This window comes from Marinobacter zhejiangensis (genome assembly GCF_900114775.1).
Taxonomy (GTDB): Bacteria; Pseudomonadota; Gammaproteobacteria; order Pseudomonadales; family Oleiphilaceae; genus Marinobacter; species Marinobacter zhejiangensis.
This window is the reverse complement of sequence record NZ_FOUE01000003.1, coordinates 417,479-433,465: the sequence shown is the minus strand read 5'-3', so window position 1 is coordinate 433,465 and position 15,987 is coordinate 417,479. Positions and strand designations below refer to the sequence as shown.

Here is a 15,987-nt window from a genome sequence, read left to right as displayed (position 1 = left end):
TTGCTCAGTGTGCGGCGGGTATTCTACCCAATTTTTAACGATCTCTCACGTCATCGAACACAAGGTCGCCGGGGAATGGCGCCAAATACTAAAAAACCCGCATCTCACACAAGCGAGAAGCGGGTTTTCAGGCTTACCGAATGGCTACCTTAGAATGCGAACGCATCTTCCGACAGATCCATCAGTGTGTCGGCACCGGCCAGCATCATTTCAGCGTGACCTTTGGAGCGCGGCAGCAAACGCTTGAAGTAGAAGCGAGCTGTCTGAACCTTGGAGTTGTAGAAGGCCTCTTCAGTTGTACCTTCAGCCATGGCATCCAGAGCTACCTTGGCCATACGGGCCCACAGGTAAGCGAATACGGCATAACCGGAGTACATCAGGTAATCCACAGAAGCGGCACCGACTTCGTCACGGTTCTTCATGGCGTTCATGCCGATCTTCATGGTCAGATCGCCCCACTCCTTGTTCATTGCCTGCAGCGGCTCAAGGAATTCCTTCAGCTGTTCGTTGTCCGCGTTTTCCTTGCAGAAAACGTGAACCAGCTTGGTGAACTGTTTCAGAGCTTCACCCTGGGTCATCAGAACCTTACGGCCCAGCAGGTCGAGCGCCTGGATACCAGTGGTACCCTCGTAGATCATGCCGATACGAGCGTCACGTACGTTCTGCTCCATGCCCCACTCGGTAATGAAGCCGTGACCACCGAAGACTTGCATACCCAGGTTGGCAGACTCAAAGCCGATTTCGGTCAGGAATGCCTTGGCGATCGGAGTCAGGAAGCCCAGCATGGCGTCTGCAGCTTTCTTCTCTTCTTCGGTCTTGCCCTGATGGACAACGTCAGCCTGTTGGGCTGCCAGGTAAACCAGAGCACGGGCTGCTTCAGCAACACTCTTCTGGGTCAGCAGCATGCGACGTACGTCCGGGTGAACGATGATCGGATCAGCAGGGCCTTCCGGATTTTTCGGACCGGTCAGAGAGCGCATGGCCAGACGGTCTTTGGCATAGGCCAGTGAGCCCTGGAAGCCCAGCTCGGACGCGCCCAGACCCTGGATCGCAGTACCGATACGAGCGGTGTTCATGAAGGTGAACATGCAGTTCAGACCTTTGTTCTCAGGTCCGATCAGCCAACCTTTGGCACCATCGAAGTTCATGACGCAAGTGGCGTTACCGTGGATACCCATCTTGTGCTCCAGGGAACCACAGGAAACTGCGTTCATTTCACCAGCGGAGCCATCGTCATTCGGCAGGCGCTTGGGAACGATGAACAGGGAGATACCCTTGGTACCTTCCGGAGCACCCGGCAGGCGAGCCAGAACGATGTGAACAATGTTCTCGGCCATGTCGTGGTCACCGGCAGAGATAAAGATCTTGGTACCGGTGATGCTGTACGAACCATCAGCGTTCGGCTCAGCTTTGGAGCGCAGGATACCCAGGTCAGAGCCACAGTGCGGCTCAGTCAGACACATGGTACCGGTCCACTCACCGCTGATCAGCTTGGTCAGGTAGGTCTGCTTCTGCTCTTCGGTGCCGTGGGCTTCAACAGTGTTGGTCGCGCCATGGCTCAGGCCCGGGTACATACCCCAAGACCAGTTCGCGGTTCCTACCATTTCGCTAATAACGATGCCGATAGAAGCTGGCAGGCCCTGACCACCGTAAGTGGGATCTGCAGTCATGGACGGCCAGCCGCCTTCAACGTACTGCTGATAGGCTTCTTTGAAGCCTTTCGGAGTGGTCACACCCTCTTCACTCCAGGTACAGCCTTCCTGATCGCCTACAGCGTTCAGAGGGGACAACACCTGCTCAGCGAACTTGGCACCTTCCTGGATGATGGCATCAACCATATCCGGGGTTGCATCTTCGGCGCCTTCCAGACTGGCGTAGTGCTGCTCGCTATCCAGCAGCTCATTCATTACGAATTTGATGTCACGCAGGGGCGCTTTGTATTCGGGCATGGGCTTTCACCTCATCTGTCGGTTAGGACTGCAATCAGCTCTGCAGTACGTTGCCATTGGTTTTGTTCAGACCCCGTAACAAGACTGTCATCGGGATCAGTTAAACAAGTGTTTGAAACATACGTTTGTTAGCCTTGGGATGTCAAGGGCAGGAAAGCAAATTTATGTAGCTGATCCACACCACAACCGCCCAAGGAGGCCCTGACCGCTCCTGAAAGGGCCAGAAAATCAAGCCTGTAGCTGAGTCCCTGAAAGTCGCTCTTCTGTGTTCGTCTGCGACATACCGGAGATGGAGCGATAGGTGTCGACAGCAGCGCGCCCATCCTTTTCTGGAGGTTGCACTGCCTGGATACGAGAGGAATGGGTGTTCTGAACCAGTTCAGCCTGCGCCTGAAGCAGGATTCTGGCGGCTTCTGCTGCGACCGCCCGATCCTGGCTTGATGGCTGCGCCGGCGCCAGGGCCGCCGCCTGTACCGTTCGCATTTTTTCGATGGTTGCCTGAGGATTCCCCTCAACCGTCGCCAGGTCGATGGGCACTTCACCGCCAATGGCATACTGAACGCCATCGGGGCCACGCTGATAGGTAAAGCTGGCAGCGCCAGCATGGACCCCGCCAACACTCTGGTGAGCCGCTTCGTGAGCCCGAACCTCGCGGTCCCGCGCTTTCAGCTTGCCGAGCGATTGCAAATCAGCTTCGGTTATTGAGGGCGCAGCGCCGACACTGGAACGGTCATGAGCCTGAAATGCGGTATACGGAGAGCTGGAGGAAACAGACGTTATCATCAGCCTGCCTCCCTGGTCCGCAGGTCACCGAATAACAGACAACAAATAACAGAGAAGGGGTTATTTCCAGAGGCCCGATCAGGCCATGATATCCAGCAAGGTTCCAAGGGTTTCGTCAGCGGTTTTAACCACTTGTGCTGAGGCTTCAACGCTTCGCTGATAAAGTTTCAGTTCAACGATCGGCTCAATCAGGTCGCCGTTCCCAGAGGCTGAGCCTTGGGGACCGTCAACACCACCGCGGGCAATTTTACGCGCAGCATTTTCCATACCGAGCATGCCGTCCTGGATGCCCTGAATCCCAATTGCAAGCGTATTCTGAATCATGTTGGCGACCACTTAACAGCCAATAAACCGTTCCATTAGGTCACAGACCCGGCCAATTTTCAACCAATCCTGTCATGGGCGCTCGCCGAGTAATGGCCCCAACTCAAGCGCTTCCGCCAACACCGCCAGGTCAACATCCGCCTGCCAGGGCAGCACCCCAAGGCACGGGGCCGGCAGGTGGGAACGGAGGTAGTCAAGGGTGTCGCTCTCACAGCTCATGGTTTCAGGGGAAGGCCGGTTTGCCACCCAACCGGCGACCTTCAGACCGTCGGAGCGAATGGCCTCAGCCGTCAATAGTGCATGGTTGATACAGCCCAGCTGAAGCGGCACCACCATAATTACCGGAATTTCCAATGCCTGCGGCACCCGGGCATAGGTTTCCCGGTCATTGAGGGGCACCCGCCAGCCACCCGCGCCTTCAATCAGCAACAGGTCAGCAGGCTGCATTTGCATACCCCGACAGAAACCAACCAGCCGTTGAGCACTGATCACACGCTGTTCCTGTGCGGCCGCCACGTGGGGAGCAATCGCCGGCTTCAGCGCAATCGGATTGATCTGGTCGTAACTGAGGGTTTCGGTCATTGCCTCTTGCAGCAGCAACGCATCTTCATTCCTCAAACCCTCCGCGGTGTCGTCGCAGCCGGATGCAATGGGCTTCATTCCCAGTGTCCGTAACCCCGCCTGCCCTGCTGCACGCAAGATAGCGGCGGATACCAGGGTTTTGCCAACACCGGTATCGGTCCCGGTTACAAAGAACGTACGCTTTGCCATTGCAGTCAACCTCTCCTATTTCATCAAGGGCACCATGCCCACCGCTTTACCCAACACTTTTCTGGCAAACAAGGTAGCCTGCCTGATAGGTTGCAAACACCTGGCCGGACTCTCGCTCGTACGCCTGACACAATCGGCGAATACGGCCCGGAGCAGTCAGTGTTCGCCGCCGCCCCTCACCCTTGTACTGGGCACCGAGTGACTTCAGCTCATTCAGTAACAACAACGGGGACCGGTAAGGCAGACGGATGGTCTCTTGCTCCACACGCGCCCCGGCAAACACTTCCAACAACTGCTGTTCAAGTCGGTGGCAAGACTCAAATCGATTGATATGTGACACTCCGGGGTCCACAACCTGCCAGGCCGCAGCCAGTTCAGCCAGGGTTCCCTCCAGGAGCGTCGAGCACATCAGGCGACCGCCAGGGCGCAAAACACGGAGGCATTCCTTCAGTACCGGGCGAGGGTCTGCACACCACTGAATCATGAGATTACTGAAGATCACATCCATGCTCTGATCGGTAAACGGCAAAGATTCGGCATCCGCCACCGCCCAACGCACAGACCCGCTCCGGTGTTCACGGGCATGGCGGATCATCGCCTCGGACAAGTCCACTGCGGCTAGCGACGCCCCCGGCCACTCTTGCTGCAACCCTTCGGCAAATTGACCGGTGCCACACCCAAGATCAAGTATCTGATCAACCGGTCCACACCCCGCGAACAAGTCAAGGAGGCGCTGCCCCATGTGGCGCTGCAACCTGGCCGCTTCGTCGTAGGAAGCCGACGCTCCACCGAAATCTCGGGCCACGCTGGTCTTTTCTGCGATCAACTCGGCCATTACCTCACCCCCAGCGATGCGACAAAACGGCGAATTTCATCCTGACAGCGGGCGACGGCAGAGCCCCGGGGCCAATGCCCCATACCCGATACCTGGCGTGTTTCACCGCCCCAGTTTGCGATAACGTCCACCAGGTGACTGTCCACCAGGTAGTCCTGATCACCCCACAGGTGCAGGGTACTGACCGTGGGATGCTGCCACAGCCGCCGTTGATCGGTGGTACCGAGCCAATCCAGTGTTCGTCTCAGGTCTTCAGGGCTCAGGGATGGCCCGGTGGCCAGCCACGGAGCGAGATCACGCCGCCCCGACTTTTCATCGGCACTTCCCAGTACCTGTAACGCCAGAAACCGCTTCCAGTAACGTTCCGGCTCCCGCTCGACGCCCTCGCGGAACTGCCTGAACGTGTCAGGCAACATCCCGTACGGCCAATCGTCCGCCGCAACAAACCGGGGGAAGCTGCACAGGGTAACGACCGCCAAGACCTGATCGGGGGCCTGTTGAGCCACTGACATAGCAACCTGCCCACCCTGAGACCACCCCAGCCATACCGCCGGCCGAGGAAACGCAGACTGCAGTGCAGAGGCGAGGTCCTCGATACTTTCCACCCCGGCAACCAGATTGGAATCCAGGCTGACCACCTGAACATCTCCAGGCCAACCGGCAACCACGGGCTCCACCATCGCCGCAGACACACCCCAGCCACCGACCAGGACCAGGGCCGGGTATGATGCAGGTGAAGTCATCGTATTACCCCGGGTAAAAACATCGGCAATCCGCCAGCCCGGCCAACAAACGATCCAGGTCGGCGTCGGTGTGGGCGGCACTGAAAGTCACCCGCAACCGCGCTTCACCTTCAGGGACCGTTGGTGGACGGATCGCGGTAACCAGCAAACCTCGTGCCTCCAGCTCCCGGCTCAGTTCCAGCGCTGCCCAGTTATCTCCCACCTCGATCGGCTGGATCGGGGTTTCTGACGGCATTAAGCGGTAACCCAAAGCCTGGGCTTCGGCACGAAAACGACCAATGAGGTGCTGCAAATGGGCCCGACGCTGTGGCTCGGAGCGAACCAGTGCCAGGGCAGCGCGGGTAGCCCGCGCCATCGCAGGAGGCATGGCGGTGGTATAAATGTAGGTTCGGGCTTTCTGTACCAGGTAGTCCATCAGCAGCGCCGGACCGGCAACGAAGGCGCCACTGGTTCCGACGGCCTTGCCCAGCGTACCAATCAGGATCGGCACGTCATCCTCCGACAGGCCCAGCTGTTCCAGGGTTCCAGCACCCTGTTCCCCCAGCACGCCAAGTCCGTGGGCATCATCGACCACCAGGAGGGCGTCGTGTTCCCGACACAGACGAGCCATCTCAGCCAGGGGGGCTATGTCGCCATCCATGCTGAACACCCCATCGGTAACCACCAGCTTATGCCCGGAGGTCGTTGCGAGCAGTTCCGCAAGCGCGGCCACATCGGCATGGGGGTAACGTCGCACCTTGGCCCGGCTCAGCTGGCAACCGTCGATAATGGAAGCATGGTTCAGGCGGTCTGAAAAGATGGTGTCACCGCGGCCCGCCAACGCTGTGATCACGCCCAGGTTGGCCATGTAGCCGGTTGAAAAGAACAGGGCGGCGGACCGCTTTGTCAGGTCCGCCAGTGCCTGTTCCAGAAGGTGATGCTCGTCGTGGTGACCGCAGACCAGATGGGATGCCCCGCCACCAACACCGGTTTCCGGCAGGGCCTGGTGCAGCGCCTCAGCGACCACGGGGTCGTTTGCCAGCCCCAGGTAGTCGTTGCTGCAAAATGCCAGGACCGCGTTACCGTCTGTCGTCAGATTCGGCTGTTGCGGCCCACTGACCAGTCTCCGGCGCCGGTAGAGCCCCGCGTCCTTTCTTGCCTCAAGTTCCGCAGCAAAGTCGCGCAAAACGTACAGGCCTCAAGCGGACTCGCGGGTCGCGTCATAGAACATATGGCGAGTGCGTTCGTACTCAACGGCATCCGTCAGTGCCTCCACCTGCTCTTCCTCGGTATGGCTCTGCTCACGCTGTTCCGGGCGAATACCCAAGCGGCGGAACAGTTCACGGTCACGGTCTGCTTCAGGGTTCGCGGTGGTGAGCAGTTTTTCCCCATAGAAGATCGAGTTGGCGCCAGCCAGGAAACACATCGCCTGCATCTGCTCATTCATGTTTTCTCGGCCCGCAGACAGGCGCACATGAGATTCCGGCATGATGATACGGGCAACCGCGATGGTCCGAATGAAATCGAATGGGTCCAGATCATCGACCTGATCCAACGGAGTACCCTCAACCTTGACCAGCATGTTCACTGGCACGCTTTCCGGGTGCTGAGGCAGGTTCGCCAGCTGGACCAGCAACCCTGCGCGGTCATCCAGATCTTCGCCCATACCCATGATGCCGCCACAACACACTTTCATACCGGCCTTGCGGACGTTATCCAGAGTGTCCAGACGATCCTGGTAGGTACGGGTGGTAATGATGTGGTTGTAGTATTTTTCGGAGGTATCGAGGTTATGGTTGTAGTAGTCAAGGCCGGCATCGGCCAGCTCTTGCGCCTGCTCTTCCTTCAACATACCGAGGGTCATGCAGGTTTCCAGCCCCAGGGACTTGACCTGACGAACCATATCGAGAACGTACGGCATATCTTTCTTAGCGGGGCTGCGCCAGGCGGCTCCCATACAGAACCGGGATGCGCCTTTTTCACGGGCCGCCTTCGCTTCTGCCACCACCCGCTCGATCTCAAGCAGCTTTTCTTTCTCGAGTCCGGTGTTGTAATGGCCACTCTGGGGACAATACTTGCAGTCCTCCGGGCAGGCACCGGTCTTGATCGACAGCAAGGTGCTGACCTGCACTTCATTGGGATCGAAGTGCTCCCGGTGCACGGTCTGCGCCTTGAAGATCAAGTCATTGAACGGCAGTTCCAGCAGTGCTCGAACTTCCTGAACGGTCCAGTCGTGGCGAATCGCAGTGGCGGTCATGTGCAGGTCCTGTTAACTTTGCGTCTTTCCAGGGTTTACGGATTGAGCAAATGATAAAGGGACTTTTATCGCTGTCAACCCAAATTAAACGAAAGGTTAACAGCAAACTCCAGGTTCACCAGACCTGCGTAGCCTGCCTGGCCGCAGGCAACCACGCTGGCCTCTGCCCCCAGTGCCAGCAACAACTCGCAGAAAACATACATCGCTGCCGCCAATGCGCCCTTCCCCTCACTCCACCAATCGCACCAATAGCAGCACCACCCAAAGCACACGGGCGCCATCCAGAGTCGCTTCTGTGCGGTACTTGCCAGTCAGACCCTCCCTCATTCACCGGGGTCGTTGCCCCCTGGGTGTACCAGTTCCCGCTGAACCGCATGATTGGCCACTACAAATACCGTCGGCAACTGGCGTTCGGCCACCCTTTGATCAACCTATTCGGAGATCATCTGGCCAGCCATCTGGAATCCTCGCCCGAACATCGCCCCGACCTGTTGATCCCCAGCCCGATGCATAAAAAACGACGGCGCCAGCGCGGCTTCAACCAGGCCGATGACATTGCGGAACAACTCAGCAAGCGCCTGGGTATTCCCTGGTCGTCAACCACCTTGGAACGAGTCCGTGTGGCACCACGGCAATCCGGCCTCAACCGACGTCAACGAATGGATAACCTCAAGGGGGTTGTGCGGGTTAACCGGCGACTGCCGGCCAAGGTCGCCATCATCGACGACGTCATGACCACTGGGGCAACGGCCCGCATTCTTGCCAGGGAGCTACGTTCGGCGGGTGCCAGCGATATTCAGATCTGGGTGCTCGCCCGCACCCCTAACTGATGCAGGCTGCAACATAGTCGGCCAACGAAAGGCAGGAGGTCAGCCCGGGCGACTCAATACCAAACAGGTGAACCAACCCCGGTACGCCATGATGAAACGGGCTCTGGATATCAAAATCCGCTGCAGCCTCGCCTGGGCCGGACAGCTTTGGCCGGACCCCCGCGTAAGCCGGCTGCAGCCGGTCCGGCCTCAGGCCCGGCCACCATGCCTTAACGGACTGAGCAAACATCGCCGCCCGCCGGGGGTCAACGGTGAAATCCGGGCGCTCGATCCACTCCACATCTGGCCCAAAGCGTGCCTGACCGGCCAGGTCGAGCGTGAGGTGGATACCTAACCCGCCCGGCTCCGGCAGTGGGTAAATCAGCTCATTGAACGGGTGAGCACCGTTATAGCTGAAGTAAACACCCCGGGCGAAGTACTGCGTGGGGCACAAGATCTGAGGGTAGCCCTCCCAGCGCCCAGCAAGCGGCACCGCGCCTAGCCCAGCAGCATTGACGACATGTCGGGCCTCAACCTGGCAGGGCGCCGCCCCCCCAACCGTTAACAGATGGGTACCGTTGTCGCTCTGCGCCGCAACAACCGGGGCTTGGCAGATAAGCTGGCCGGCCATAGCCTCAAGGTCCGCCAGTAGGCAAAGCATCAGCTGGTGACTGTCGATGATTCCGGTTTCGGCCGAATACAGCGCCGCGGATACACGCAGGCCGGGCAACCGACGATGGAGAGCCTCGGCCTCGACAAAGCCAAGCTCCACCCCATTGGCTTCTGCCCGCTTACGGATCGCTTCCAGCTCGCCTGACTGATCGCTCCCCACCCCAACAATCCACTTTCCACACTTGCGATAAGGCACCTTCCGCTGGTCGCAGTACTCATAGAGCCGCTGCCGCCCCTGGACGCACAGGTGCGCCTTCAAGGAGTCTTTCGGGTAATAGATGCCTGCATGGATCACTTCGCTGTTTCGGGAGGACAACCCTTCACCAAAGCGGTCGCCAGCCTCAAGCACGAAGACCTCGTGCCCGAGAAGCGCCAACGCCCGGGCTACCGCCAGCCCGACAACTCCGGCACCGATCACCACCGTGTCAACGGACAGTCTTTCCAGCGTCTGTTTTCCCAAATCCGGGTTTCCCAGTGTCTTCACCCAACTCACTCCCAAAGGGTTCGCCGGCAAGTATGGCAAACGCGACCGGTTAGTGAAATCCACTCCTGGCTTTTGCCTTCGTGTTCGCCGGGTGAACAGGATATACTTAGCGCCGGATAAAACCGCGCAGGCGCAGGGAGCCAGGAAGCCATGTCTGACAGGAAGCAGTTCATCATTGTAATGATTGTCGCCGCCATATTCGTCGGCTGGCTGGGCTGGCGGGGTGTTGAAGTCATTACCCTGAACCAGACCCTGAAAGAGGACGAAACGGTCGGCAGTTACCCCTACCAGCACCGGGTACTTCGGGTGGAAGGTCAGACAGCCGTCATGAGTTCGCTGCGCTCACAGAATGTGGGTACCCGGGAAGCCTTGATCACCATTTTCCCCAGCATGCGCAATCTGAGCGACAACCATCGTGACTGGCAACGTGCCGAGCGCGAGCTTGCAAGGGTCCAGGCCAAGGCTGGTGACGTTGTTCTACAGTCTCCCGACATCACCAGAGTTCGCTGGGAACTGGACAGCAACTGGTATCACCTGACCGCCATGCAAACCAACGGAAATCGACGCCACTGATCGAGGGGCCATGACCGACAACACCCACCCGTATGACCACCTGACCCCGGACAGTATTCTGGATGCTGTCGAAGCCGAAGGCTATGTCGTCAACGGACGACTGTTTGCCCTCAACAGCTACGAGAACCGCGTCTACCAGATTGGCATCGAAGATGGTCCGTCCATCATCGCCAAGTTTTACCGTCCAGGCCGCTGGAGCGAAGCTCAGATCCGTGAGGAGCACGCTTTCTCACAGGAACTGGTGAAAGCCGATATTCCAGTGGTGGCACCACTGGCCATGCCGTCAGGAGACACCCTGGCCCGTCATGGCGACTTTTTCTACGCCCTGTTCCCGCAACGAGGTGGACAAGCCCCGGATACCAGCACCACAGACACCCTCTACCGATTGGGCCAGTGGTTGGGGCAGCTTCACAATGTTGGCGCCCAAAAGCCCTTTGATGATCGCCCGACGCTGGCCATCTTACCCGGCATCACCGAGTTCAGCCGCTACCTGACCGACAATGGCTGGATTCCGCAGGATCTGCGCCCAGCCTGGGACAGCCTGATTCCCGACCTGATTGATCACTGCGCCCGCCGTATTGACGAGGCTGGCCCGGTTTCTACCCTCCGCCTTCATGGCGACTGCCACGCCGGTAATATTCTGGTGAGGGATGAACAGATGCTGTTCGTTGACCTTGATGACTGCCGCACTGGACCGGCAGTCCAGGACCTCTGGCTCCTGCTGAATGGCGAGGACAATGACCAGGGCGCACAGTTCGCTGAACTGCTGGAAGGCTACGAAATGTTCCGCGACTTTGATCGCCGCGAACGCTTCCTGATTGAACCTTTGCGCTGCTACCGGCAAATTGCCCACAGCGCCTGGCTGGCAAGACGCTGGGATGACCCCGCGTTCCCCCGCTATTTCCCCTGGTTCGAACAGCCCAGATACTGGTCAGACCAGATTCTTGCCCTGCGGGAGCAACTGGCCGCCCTGCAGGCGCCACCGCTCAGCATCCCCGGTCAATATTGAACCCTTTCCCCTTTATCACCAGGAGTCCCCACCATGAGCCAACCCGAGGCCCGTTATAGCATCCGTACACTGATCATCGCTGTGGTGGCCACCATTGTGGTCACGGTCATTACGCTGGAGGTGAATGGCCGCCTTCTCCATAACGAGAACAAGGAGGACGCGGAACTGGGCACCTTTACCGCCATCCACCTGTCGCCGGATGGCGAGGACGTACGGATGTCCCCCAAATCCTCTGAACTTCATGCAGTCTGCGAACAGGGCTACCTGGCCATTGCCTCCGACGTGGACGCAGCCTTCCGCGCCATCCTTCTGGACTACAAGAGCCGGGGTGTTCGCTGCGGAGACATCCACACGTATGTTTCCCCAGCTACGAGCAATGCCCAGCCAGCAGCGCCGGAGAGCCCGCAATGACCGAGAAAAAGCAGCGCGAACAACTTACCGATCGCCTGTTTGCTCACGAGCAACCCCACACGGATTTTCGCTTTGATGCATCGGTCGCCCGTGTATTTCCAGACATGATCCGCAGGTCCGTGCCCGGGTACACCACCATCATTCCGATGATTGAGGTCATTACCGATCAGTACGTCCAGCCCGGGAGCAACTGCTACGACCTGGGCTGTTCACTGGGCGCGTCAACACTGGCCATGCGCCACGGTATTCGCTACGACGACGTCACCCTAACCGGCATCGATAACTCTGCGGATATGCTGGAGCGCTGTGAGCATTACGTCGCCCTTGATGACCATCCATTGCCAGTCACCCTCCGTTGCGAAGACATTCTCGACTCACGGTTCAGCAATGCCTCGGTCACCACACTCAACTTCACCCTGCAGTTTGTAGCGCCCGAACGACGCGAGGAGCTGCTAACCCGGATTGCCAGCGCGACCCGCCCCGGAGGCGTATTAATCCTATCGGAAAAGATCCGCTTTGAGTCAGCTCTCGAGCAGGACACCCAAACCCGTCTTCACCATGAATTCAAACGCGCTAACGGCTATAGCGATCTAGAGATCAGCCAGAAGCGCGCCGCCATTGAGCGGGTATTGATACCGGAAACCCTCCAGCAACACCGGGAAAGGCTGATACATTCCGGTTTCGACCAGGTCATACTGTGGTACCAGTGCTTCAACTTCGTCTCGTTGCTGGCGATCAAATCCGCAGGGAGCCAGGCATGAGCACCTTTGATTGGCAAGATTGCTATCGCCCGCTGCTCCAAAACCTGGAAGCACAAGGCCTGGAGGGCTGGGTCGACGTGCTGAACCAGCAACTGGCCGCACGCTTCGACACCAACCCTCACGGCGACATTCAACGCTGGCAAGCCGCCTGGCAGCAACTACCGGAGCTTGCCGACGTCACCGCAGAACTGGATCGTTCCGCTATTACACTGACCTCGCCCGGCATGGACGATGGCTCCCGTGAACAGGCAGAAGCAGCCCTTCGAGGGCTTATGCCCTGGCGTAAAGGCCCCTTTGACTTCTTCGGCGTGGCGATCGACACCGAGTGGCGTTCAGACTGGAAATGGGACCGGGTTGCGCCCTACGTATCAGATCTTAACGGTCGCCAGATCCTTGATGTTGGCTGTGGCTCGGGCTACCACTGCTGGCGCATGCTTGGCGAGGGCGCCCGGCGAGTGGTCGGCATAGATCCCGGGCTACTCTTCTTGTTCCAATTCCTCAGCGTAAAGCGCTATCTAGGCCAGGTGCCCGTGGACCTGCTACCTGTGCGCATGGAAGACCTACCAGAGCGGCTCGAATGCTTCGACACCACCTTTTCAATGGGGGTCCTGTACCATCGGCGCTCGCCCCTGGATCACCTGCTTGAACTCAAGGACACCCTTCGCCGGGGCGGCGAACTGGTTCTGGAGACCCTGGTGGTGGATGGCCCGGAAGGTTACAGCCTGATGCCAGAGGACCGATACGGACAAATGCGCAATGTCTGGTTCCTGCCCAGTTGCGACACCCTGCTGCGCTGGCTTGATCGAGCCGGTTACCGCAATGCCCGAGTGGTCGATGTGACAGACACCACAACCGATGAGCAACGAAGTACAGACTGGATGCGGTTCCAGTCGCTGGCTGATTTCCTCGATCCGGACGACCCCAGTAAGACTATCGAAGGCTACCCCGGCCCCAAGCGAGCCACGGTCATCGCGGAAAAGCCCTGAATCGAGCACAAAAAAAGCCAGCATACGCTGGCTTTTTTTTGTGCTTTGACGCTCGGTATTACTACTGCCCGAACGGATGACGCATGATAATGGTTTCCACCCGATCAGGGCCGGTGGAAATGATATCAATCGGCGCCTCAATCTGCTCTTCCAGGAAGCGGATATACGCCTTGGCGTTCTCCGGCAACTGCTCCATGGTGGTCAGACCAAACGTGCTTTCGGTCCAGCCCGGCAGTTCTTCAAAGATTGGCTCAATGTCACCGTAGCTATCACAGCCAATGGGCGGACGCTGGATTTCTCCGTTTGGCGTGCGGTAACCCACGCAGACCTTTACAGTTTCCAGACCGTCCAGCACATCCAGCTTGGTCAGGCAGATGCCGGACACACTGTTGATCTGGATCGCGTGACGCAGCGCGACGGCATCAAACCAGCCACAACGACGACCACGGCCGGTCGTGGTGCCCACTTCATTGCCTTTCACCGCGAGGTGCTCACCTACCTCATCGAACAGCTCGGTCGGGAACGGACCAGAGCCAACACGGGTGGTGTAGGCTTTGGTAATTCCCAGCACATAATCCAGGTACATCGGGCCGAAACCGGAACCAGTCGCGGTACCACCAGCCGTGGTGTTGGAAGAGGTTACGAACGGGTAGGTTCCAAGGTCGATGTCCAGCAGGGAACCCTGGGCACCTTCGAACAGGATATGCTCGCCTTTTTTGCGGTAGTCGTGCAGCAGGTCAGTCACATCCGCCGCCATTGGGATAATTTCCTTACCCATGGCCAGCAGGTCCGCCAGCGCCTGATCGACATCCACAGCTTCTTCTTTGAAATACTCGGTCAGTACGAAGTTGTGGTAAGCCATGATGTCACGCAGCTTCGCCTCAAACGCGACTGAATCCAGCAGGTCGCCCACTCGCAGACCACGACGCGACACTTTATCTTCGTAGGCCGGACCGATGCCACGACCCGTGGTGCCGATCTTGTCATTCCCACGGGCTCGCTCGCGGGCCTGGTCGATGCGAATATGAGTCGGCAGGATCAGCGGGCAAGCAAGGCTGATCTTGAGACGGTCACGCACGGCCACGCCACGCTCTTCGAGTTCGCGCACTTCCTTGAGCAACGCCTCCGCGGACAGGACAACGCCATTGCCGATCAGGCAGTTGACGTTTTCACGCAAAATTCCTGACGGAATCAGGTGAAGCGCCGTTTTCTTACCTTCGATGACCAGTGTGTGTCCGGCGTTATGCCCACCCTGGAAACGCACCACCGCTGCAACTTCTTCGGTGAGCAAATCAACAATTTTGCCTTTTCCTTCATCACCCCATTGGGTGCCCAGCACTACAACGTTTTTGCCCATGACTCTCTCTCGACGTTCCGGCAACCAGCCGGTGTGACAACGATAAAATATGTGTATTCGGCAACAAAACAGCCTGAACGCCTACGACAGCGGCTCCACAACCCACTGGCCATCGCGCTTGACCAACGCCCGGTCACACCCCCTGATAGCGGGATCAACCTCAGCCTCTTCAGGAAGTGCCTGAACGACCGTCTCGGTCAGCCTCAGCCCGGCAACAACACCTGCCAGGGCTGGATCATCACTGACCGGTGCCCATATCGCTCCGACCCGGTGTGTGGCTCGCTCGCCCAGGGCAACCAGCGCCCGCACATCCAGACTAAAACCGGTAGCGGGGCGAGCACGGCCGAAATCACCACCGATGGCGTCATAGCGACCGCCCTTGGCCACCGCGTCACCGTGCCCCGGCGCGTATGCGGCAAAGACCAGGCCAGTGTGATAGTTGTAACCGCGTAACTCGCAAAAATCGAAGCCCAAGCCGACTTCCGGGAAGTCCCGGCTCAGCATATCGGCAACCCGGGCCAGCTGATCCAGTGCCCTGGTGACCGTCTCCGACGCATCCTTGAGGATCTCCCTCGCCTGCGCCAGGGCATCAACACCACCACTGACCGCCACCAGACCACGCAACTGACCACCAGCGCTGTCGGTCGGACAGTCTCCCAGCAGCTCATTCAGCTCCGGCACCGACTTACGTTGCATCGCATCAAAAATGGTCGCTTCGGTCTCGGCGTCAAAACCCGCTTCGGCAATCAGCGACTGATAGATGGCAACATGGGCAAGATCCAGATGAACCCGAGGCAAGCCAGCCACCCGCAGGGTTTCCAGCATCAGGCTGATCACTTCAAGGTCGGCAGATTCGGACTGACTGCCAAACAGCTCACATCCCGCCTGGATCGGAGTACGACCGGTCAACATATGTTGGGGACGGGTGTTAAGCACATGGCCGGCGTAACACAGCCGGGTCACACCGTCTTGACGCAGGGTGTGAGCGTCAATACGTGCGGCCTGAGGGGTCATGTCTGCACGAACGCCCATCATTCGACCGGTGAGCTGGTCGGTCAGCTTGAAGGTCTGCAACTCAAGGTCATGTCCCGTTCCGGTGAACAGAGACTCCAAGTATTCAATCAGGGGGGGGATTACCAGCTGATAGCCCCAGCGTTGGCAGGTGTCCATCACATCACGGCGGAGTGATTCAATGCGACCAGCCAGCGGCGGAAGAATGTCTTCCACGCCATCTGGAAGCAACCAGCGATCAGATACTGTCATGTGTTTCTAGTGTCCGTCTTT

General features: G+C 58.6%; 18 protein-coding genes. 6 read left to right on the top strand and 12 right to left on the bottom strand.

The features are described 5' to 3' along the window. Nucleotides 1-149: 149 nt before the first annotated feature. The 9 genes from BMZ67_RS11880 to BMZ67_RS18740 form a co-directional block, all read right to left on the bottom strand. Nucleotides 150-1,949 (bottom strand): acyl-CoA dehydrogenase C-terminal domain-containing protein, encoded by a 1,800-nt coding sequence (locus BMZ67_RS11880; RefSeq protein WP_092022872.1) that lies wholly within the window; start codon nt 1,947-1,949, stop codon nt 150-152. Nucleotides 1,950-2,177: 228 nt separating this feature from the next. Continuing rightward, entirely contained in the window at nt 2,178-2,732 is a 555-nt protein-coding gene (locus BMZ67_RS11875; RefSeq protein ID WP_092022870.1) for a putative metalloprotease CJM1_0395 family protein, read from the bottom strand. A gap of 78 nt (nt 2,733-2,810) precedes the next feature. After that, the gene (locus tag BMZ67_RS11870; protein ID WP_092022868.1) at nt 2,811-3,056 is read right to left on the bottom strand and encodes a flagellar basal body rod C-terminal domain-containing protein; all 246 of its coding nucleotides are present in this window, start codon (nt 3,054-3,056) and stop codon (nt 2,811-2,813) included. Between the two features lie 72 nt (nt 3,057-3,128). Beyond that, a complete protein-coding gene (gene bioD / locus BMZ67_RS11865; protein WP_092022866.1) occupies nt 3,129-3,827 on the bottom strand; it encodes a dethiobiotin synthase in 699 nt (232 codons plus the stop codon). 46 nt (nt 3,828-3,873) lie between these two features. Next, nucleotides 3,874-4,662, bottom strand: coding sequence for a malonyl-ACP O-methyltransferase BioC (bioC, locus tag BMZ67_RS11860; protein ID WP_092022864.1), 789 nt, complete (start codon nt 4,660-4,662; stop codon nt 3,874-3,876). Continuing rightward, nucleotides 4,662-5,405 carry an alpha/beta fold hydrolase gene (locus tag BMZ67_RS11855; protein WP_092022862.1) on the bottom strand — a complete coding sequence of 248 codons (744 nt, stop codon included), beginning with the start codon at nt 5,403-5,405 and terminating at the stop codon, nt 4,662-4,664. Before BMZ67_RS11855 ends, bioC begins: the two co-directional genes overlap by 1 nt. A gap of 4 nt (nt 5,406-5,409) precedes the next feature. Further along, nucleotides 5,410-6,570 carry an 8-amino-7-oxononanoate synthase gene (gene bioF / locus BMZ67_RS11850; protein WP_092022860.1) on the bottom strand — a complete coding sequence of 387 codons (1,161 nt, stop codon included), beginning with the start codon at nt 6,568-6,570 and terminating at the stop codon, nt 5,410-5,412. 12 nt (nt 6,571-6,582) lie between these two features. After that, a complete protein-coding gene (bioB, locus tag BMZ67_RS11845) occupies nt 6,583-7,641 on the bottom strand; it encodes a biotin synthase BioB (RefSeq protein ID WP_092022858.1) in 1,059 nt (352 codons plus the stop codon). 74 nt (nt 7,642-7,715) lie between these two features. Further along, complete coding sequence (locus BMZ67_RS18740) at nt 7,716-7,856, bottom strand: hypothetical protein (protein WP_245749959.1); 141 nt, start codon at nt 7,854-7,856, stop codon at nt 7,716-7,718. A 135-nt stretch (nt 7,857-7,991) separates the two neighbouring features. Between BMZ67_RS18740 and BMZ67_RS18735 the strand changes: the two genes are divergently transcribed. Further along, complete coding sequence (locus BMZ67_RS18735; RefSeq protein ID WP_245749958.1) at nt 7,992-8,471, top strand: ComF family protein; 480 nt, start codon at nt 7,992-7,994, stop codon at nt 8,469-8,471. Here the strand turns inward: BMZ67_RS18735 and BMZ67_RS11835 are convergent. Continuing rightward, nucleotides 8,464-9,606 (bottom strand): NAD(P)/FAD-dependent oxidoreductase, encoded by a 1,143-nt coding sequence (locus tag BMZ67_RS11835; protein ID WP_175481911.1) that lies wholly within the window; start codon nt 9,604-9,606, stop codon nt 8,464-8,466. The genes BMZ67_RS18735 and BMZ67_RS11835 overlap by 8 nt on opposite strands. A gap of 150 nt (nt 9,607-9,756) precedes the next feature. Here BMZ67_RS11835 and BMZ67_RS11830 point away from each other — a divergent pair, with 150 nt between their 5' ends. From BMZ67_RS11830 to cmoB, 5 genes are read left to right on the top strand one after another with little or no spacing between them, the layout of a single operon-like run. Then, nucleotides 9,757-10,179, top strand: coding sequence for a hypothetical protein (locus tag BMZ67_RS11830; RefSeq protein ID WP_092022854.1), 423 nt, complete (start codon nt 9,757-9,759; stop codon nt 10,177-10,179). Nucleotides 10,180-10,189: 10 nt separating this feature from the next. Beyond that, nucleotides 10,190-11,188, top strand: a complete 999-nt coding sequence (locus BMZ67_RS11825) for a serine/threonine protein kinase (protein WP_092022852.1) — start codon at nt 10,190-10,192, stop codon at nt 11,186-11,188. Between the two features lie 33 nt (nt 11,189-11,221). Beyond that, complete coding sequence (locus tag BMZ67_RS11820) at nt 11,222-11,599, top strand: PA3694 family proteiin (protein WP_092022850.1); 378 nt, start codon at nt 11,222-11,224, stop codon at nt 11,597-11,599. Further along, a complete protein-coding gene (gene cmoA, locus BMZ67_RS11815; RefSeq protein WP_092022848.1) occupies nt 11,596-12,360 on the top strand; it encodes a carboxy-S-adenosyl-L-methionine synthase CmoA in 765 nt (254 codons plus the stop codon). The genes BMZ67_RS11820 and cmoA overlap by 4 nt, the downstream gene beginning before the upstream one ends. Next, nucleotides 12,357-13,346 (top strand): tRNA 5-methoxyuridine(34)/uridine 5-oxyacetic acid(34) synthase CmoB, encoded by a 990-nt coding sequence (gene cmoB, locus BMZ67_RS11810; protein ID WP_092022846.1) that lies wholly within the window; start codon nt 12,357-12,359, stop codon nt 13,344-13,346. Before cmoA ends, cmoB begins: the two co-directional genes overlap by 4 nt. Before the next feature lie 61 nt (nt 13,347-13,407). On the opposite strand, the gene BMZ67_RS11805 is transcribed toward cmoB, so the two are convergent. Further along, nucleotides 13,408-14,703, bottom strand: coding sequence for an adenylosuccinate synthase (locus BMZ67_RS11805; RefSeq protein ID WP_092022844.1), 1,296 nt, complete (start codon nt 14,701-14,703; stop codon nt 13,408-13,410). Nucleotides 14,704-14,784: 81 nt separating this feature from the next. Then, on the bottom strand, nt 14,785-15,966 hold the full coding sequence (locus BMZ67_RS11800; RefSeq protein WP_092022842.1) for an ATP phosphoribosyltransferase regulatory subunit: 1,182 nt from the start codon (nt 15,964-15,966) through the stop codon (nt 14,785-14,787). Between the last annotated feature and the right edge of the window lie 21 nt (nt 15,967-15,987).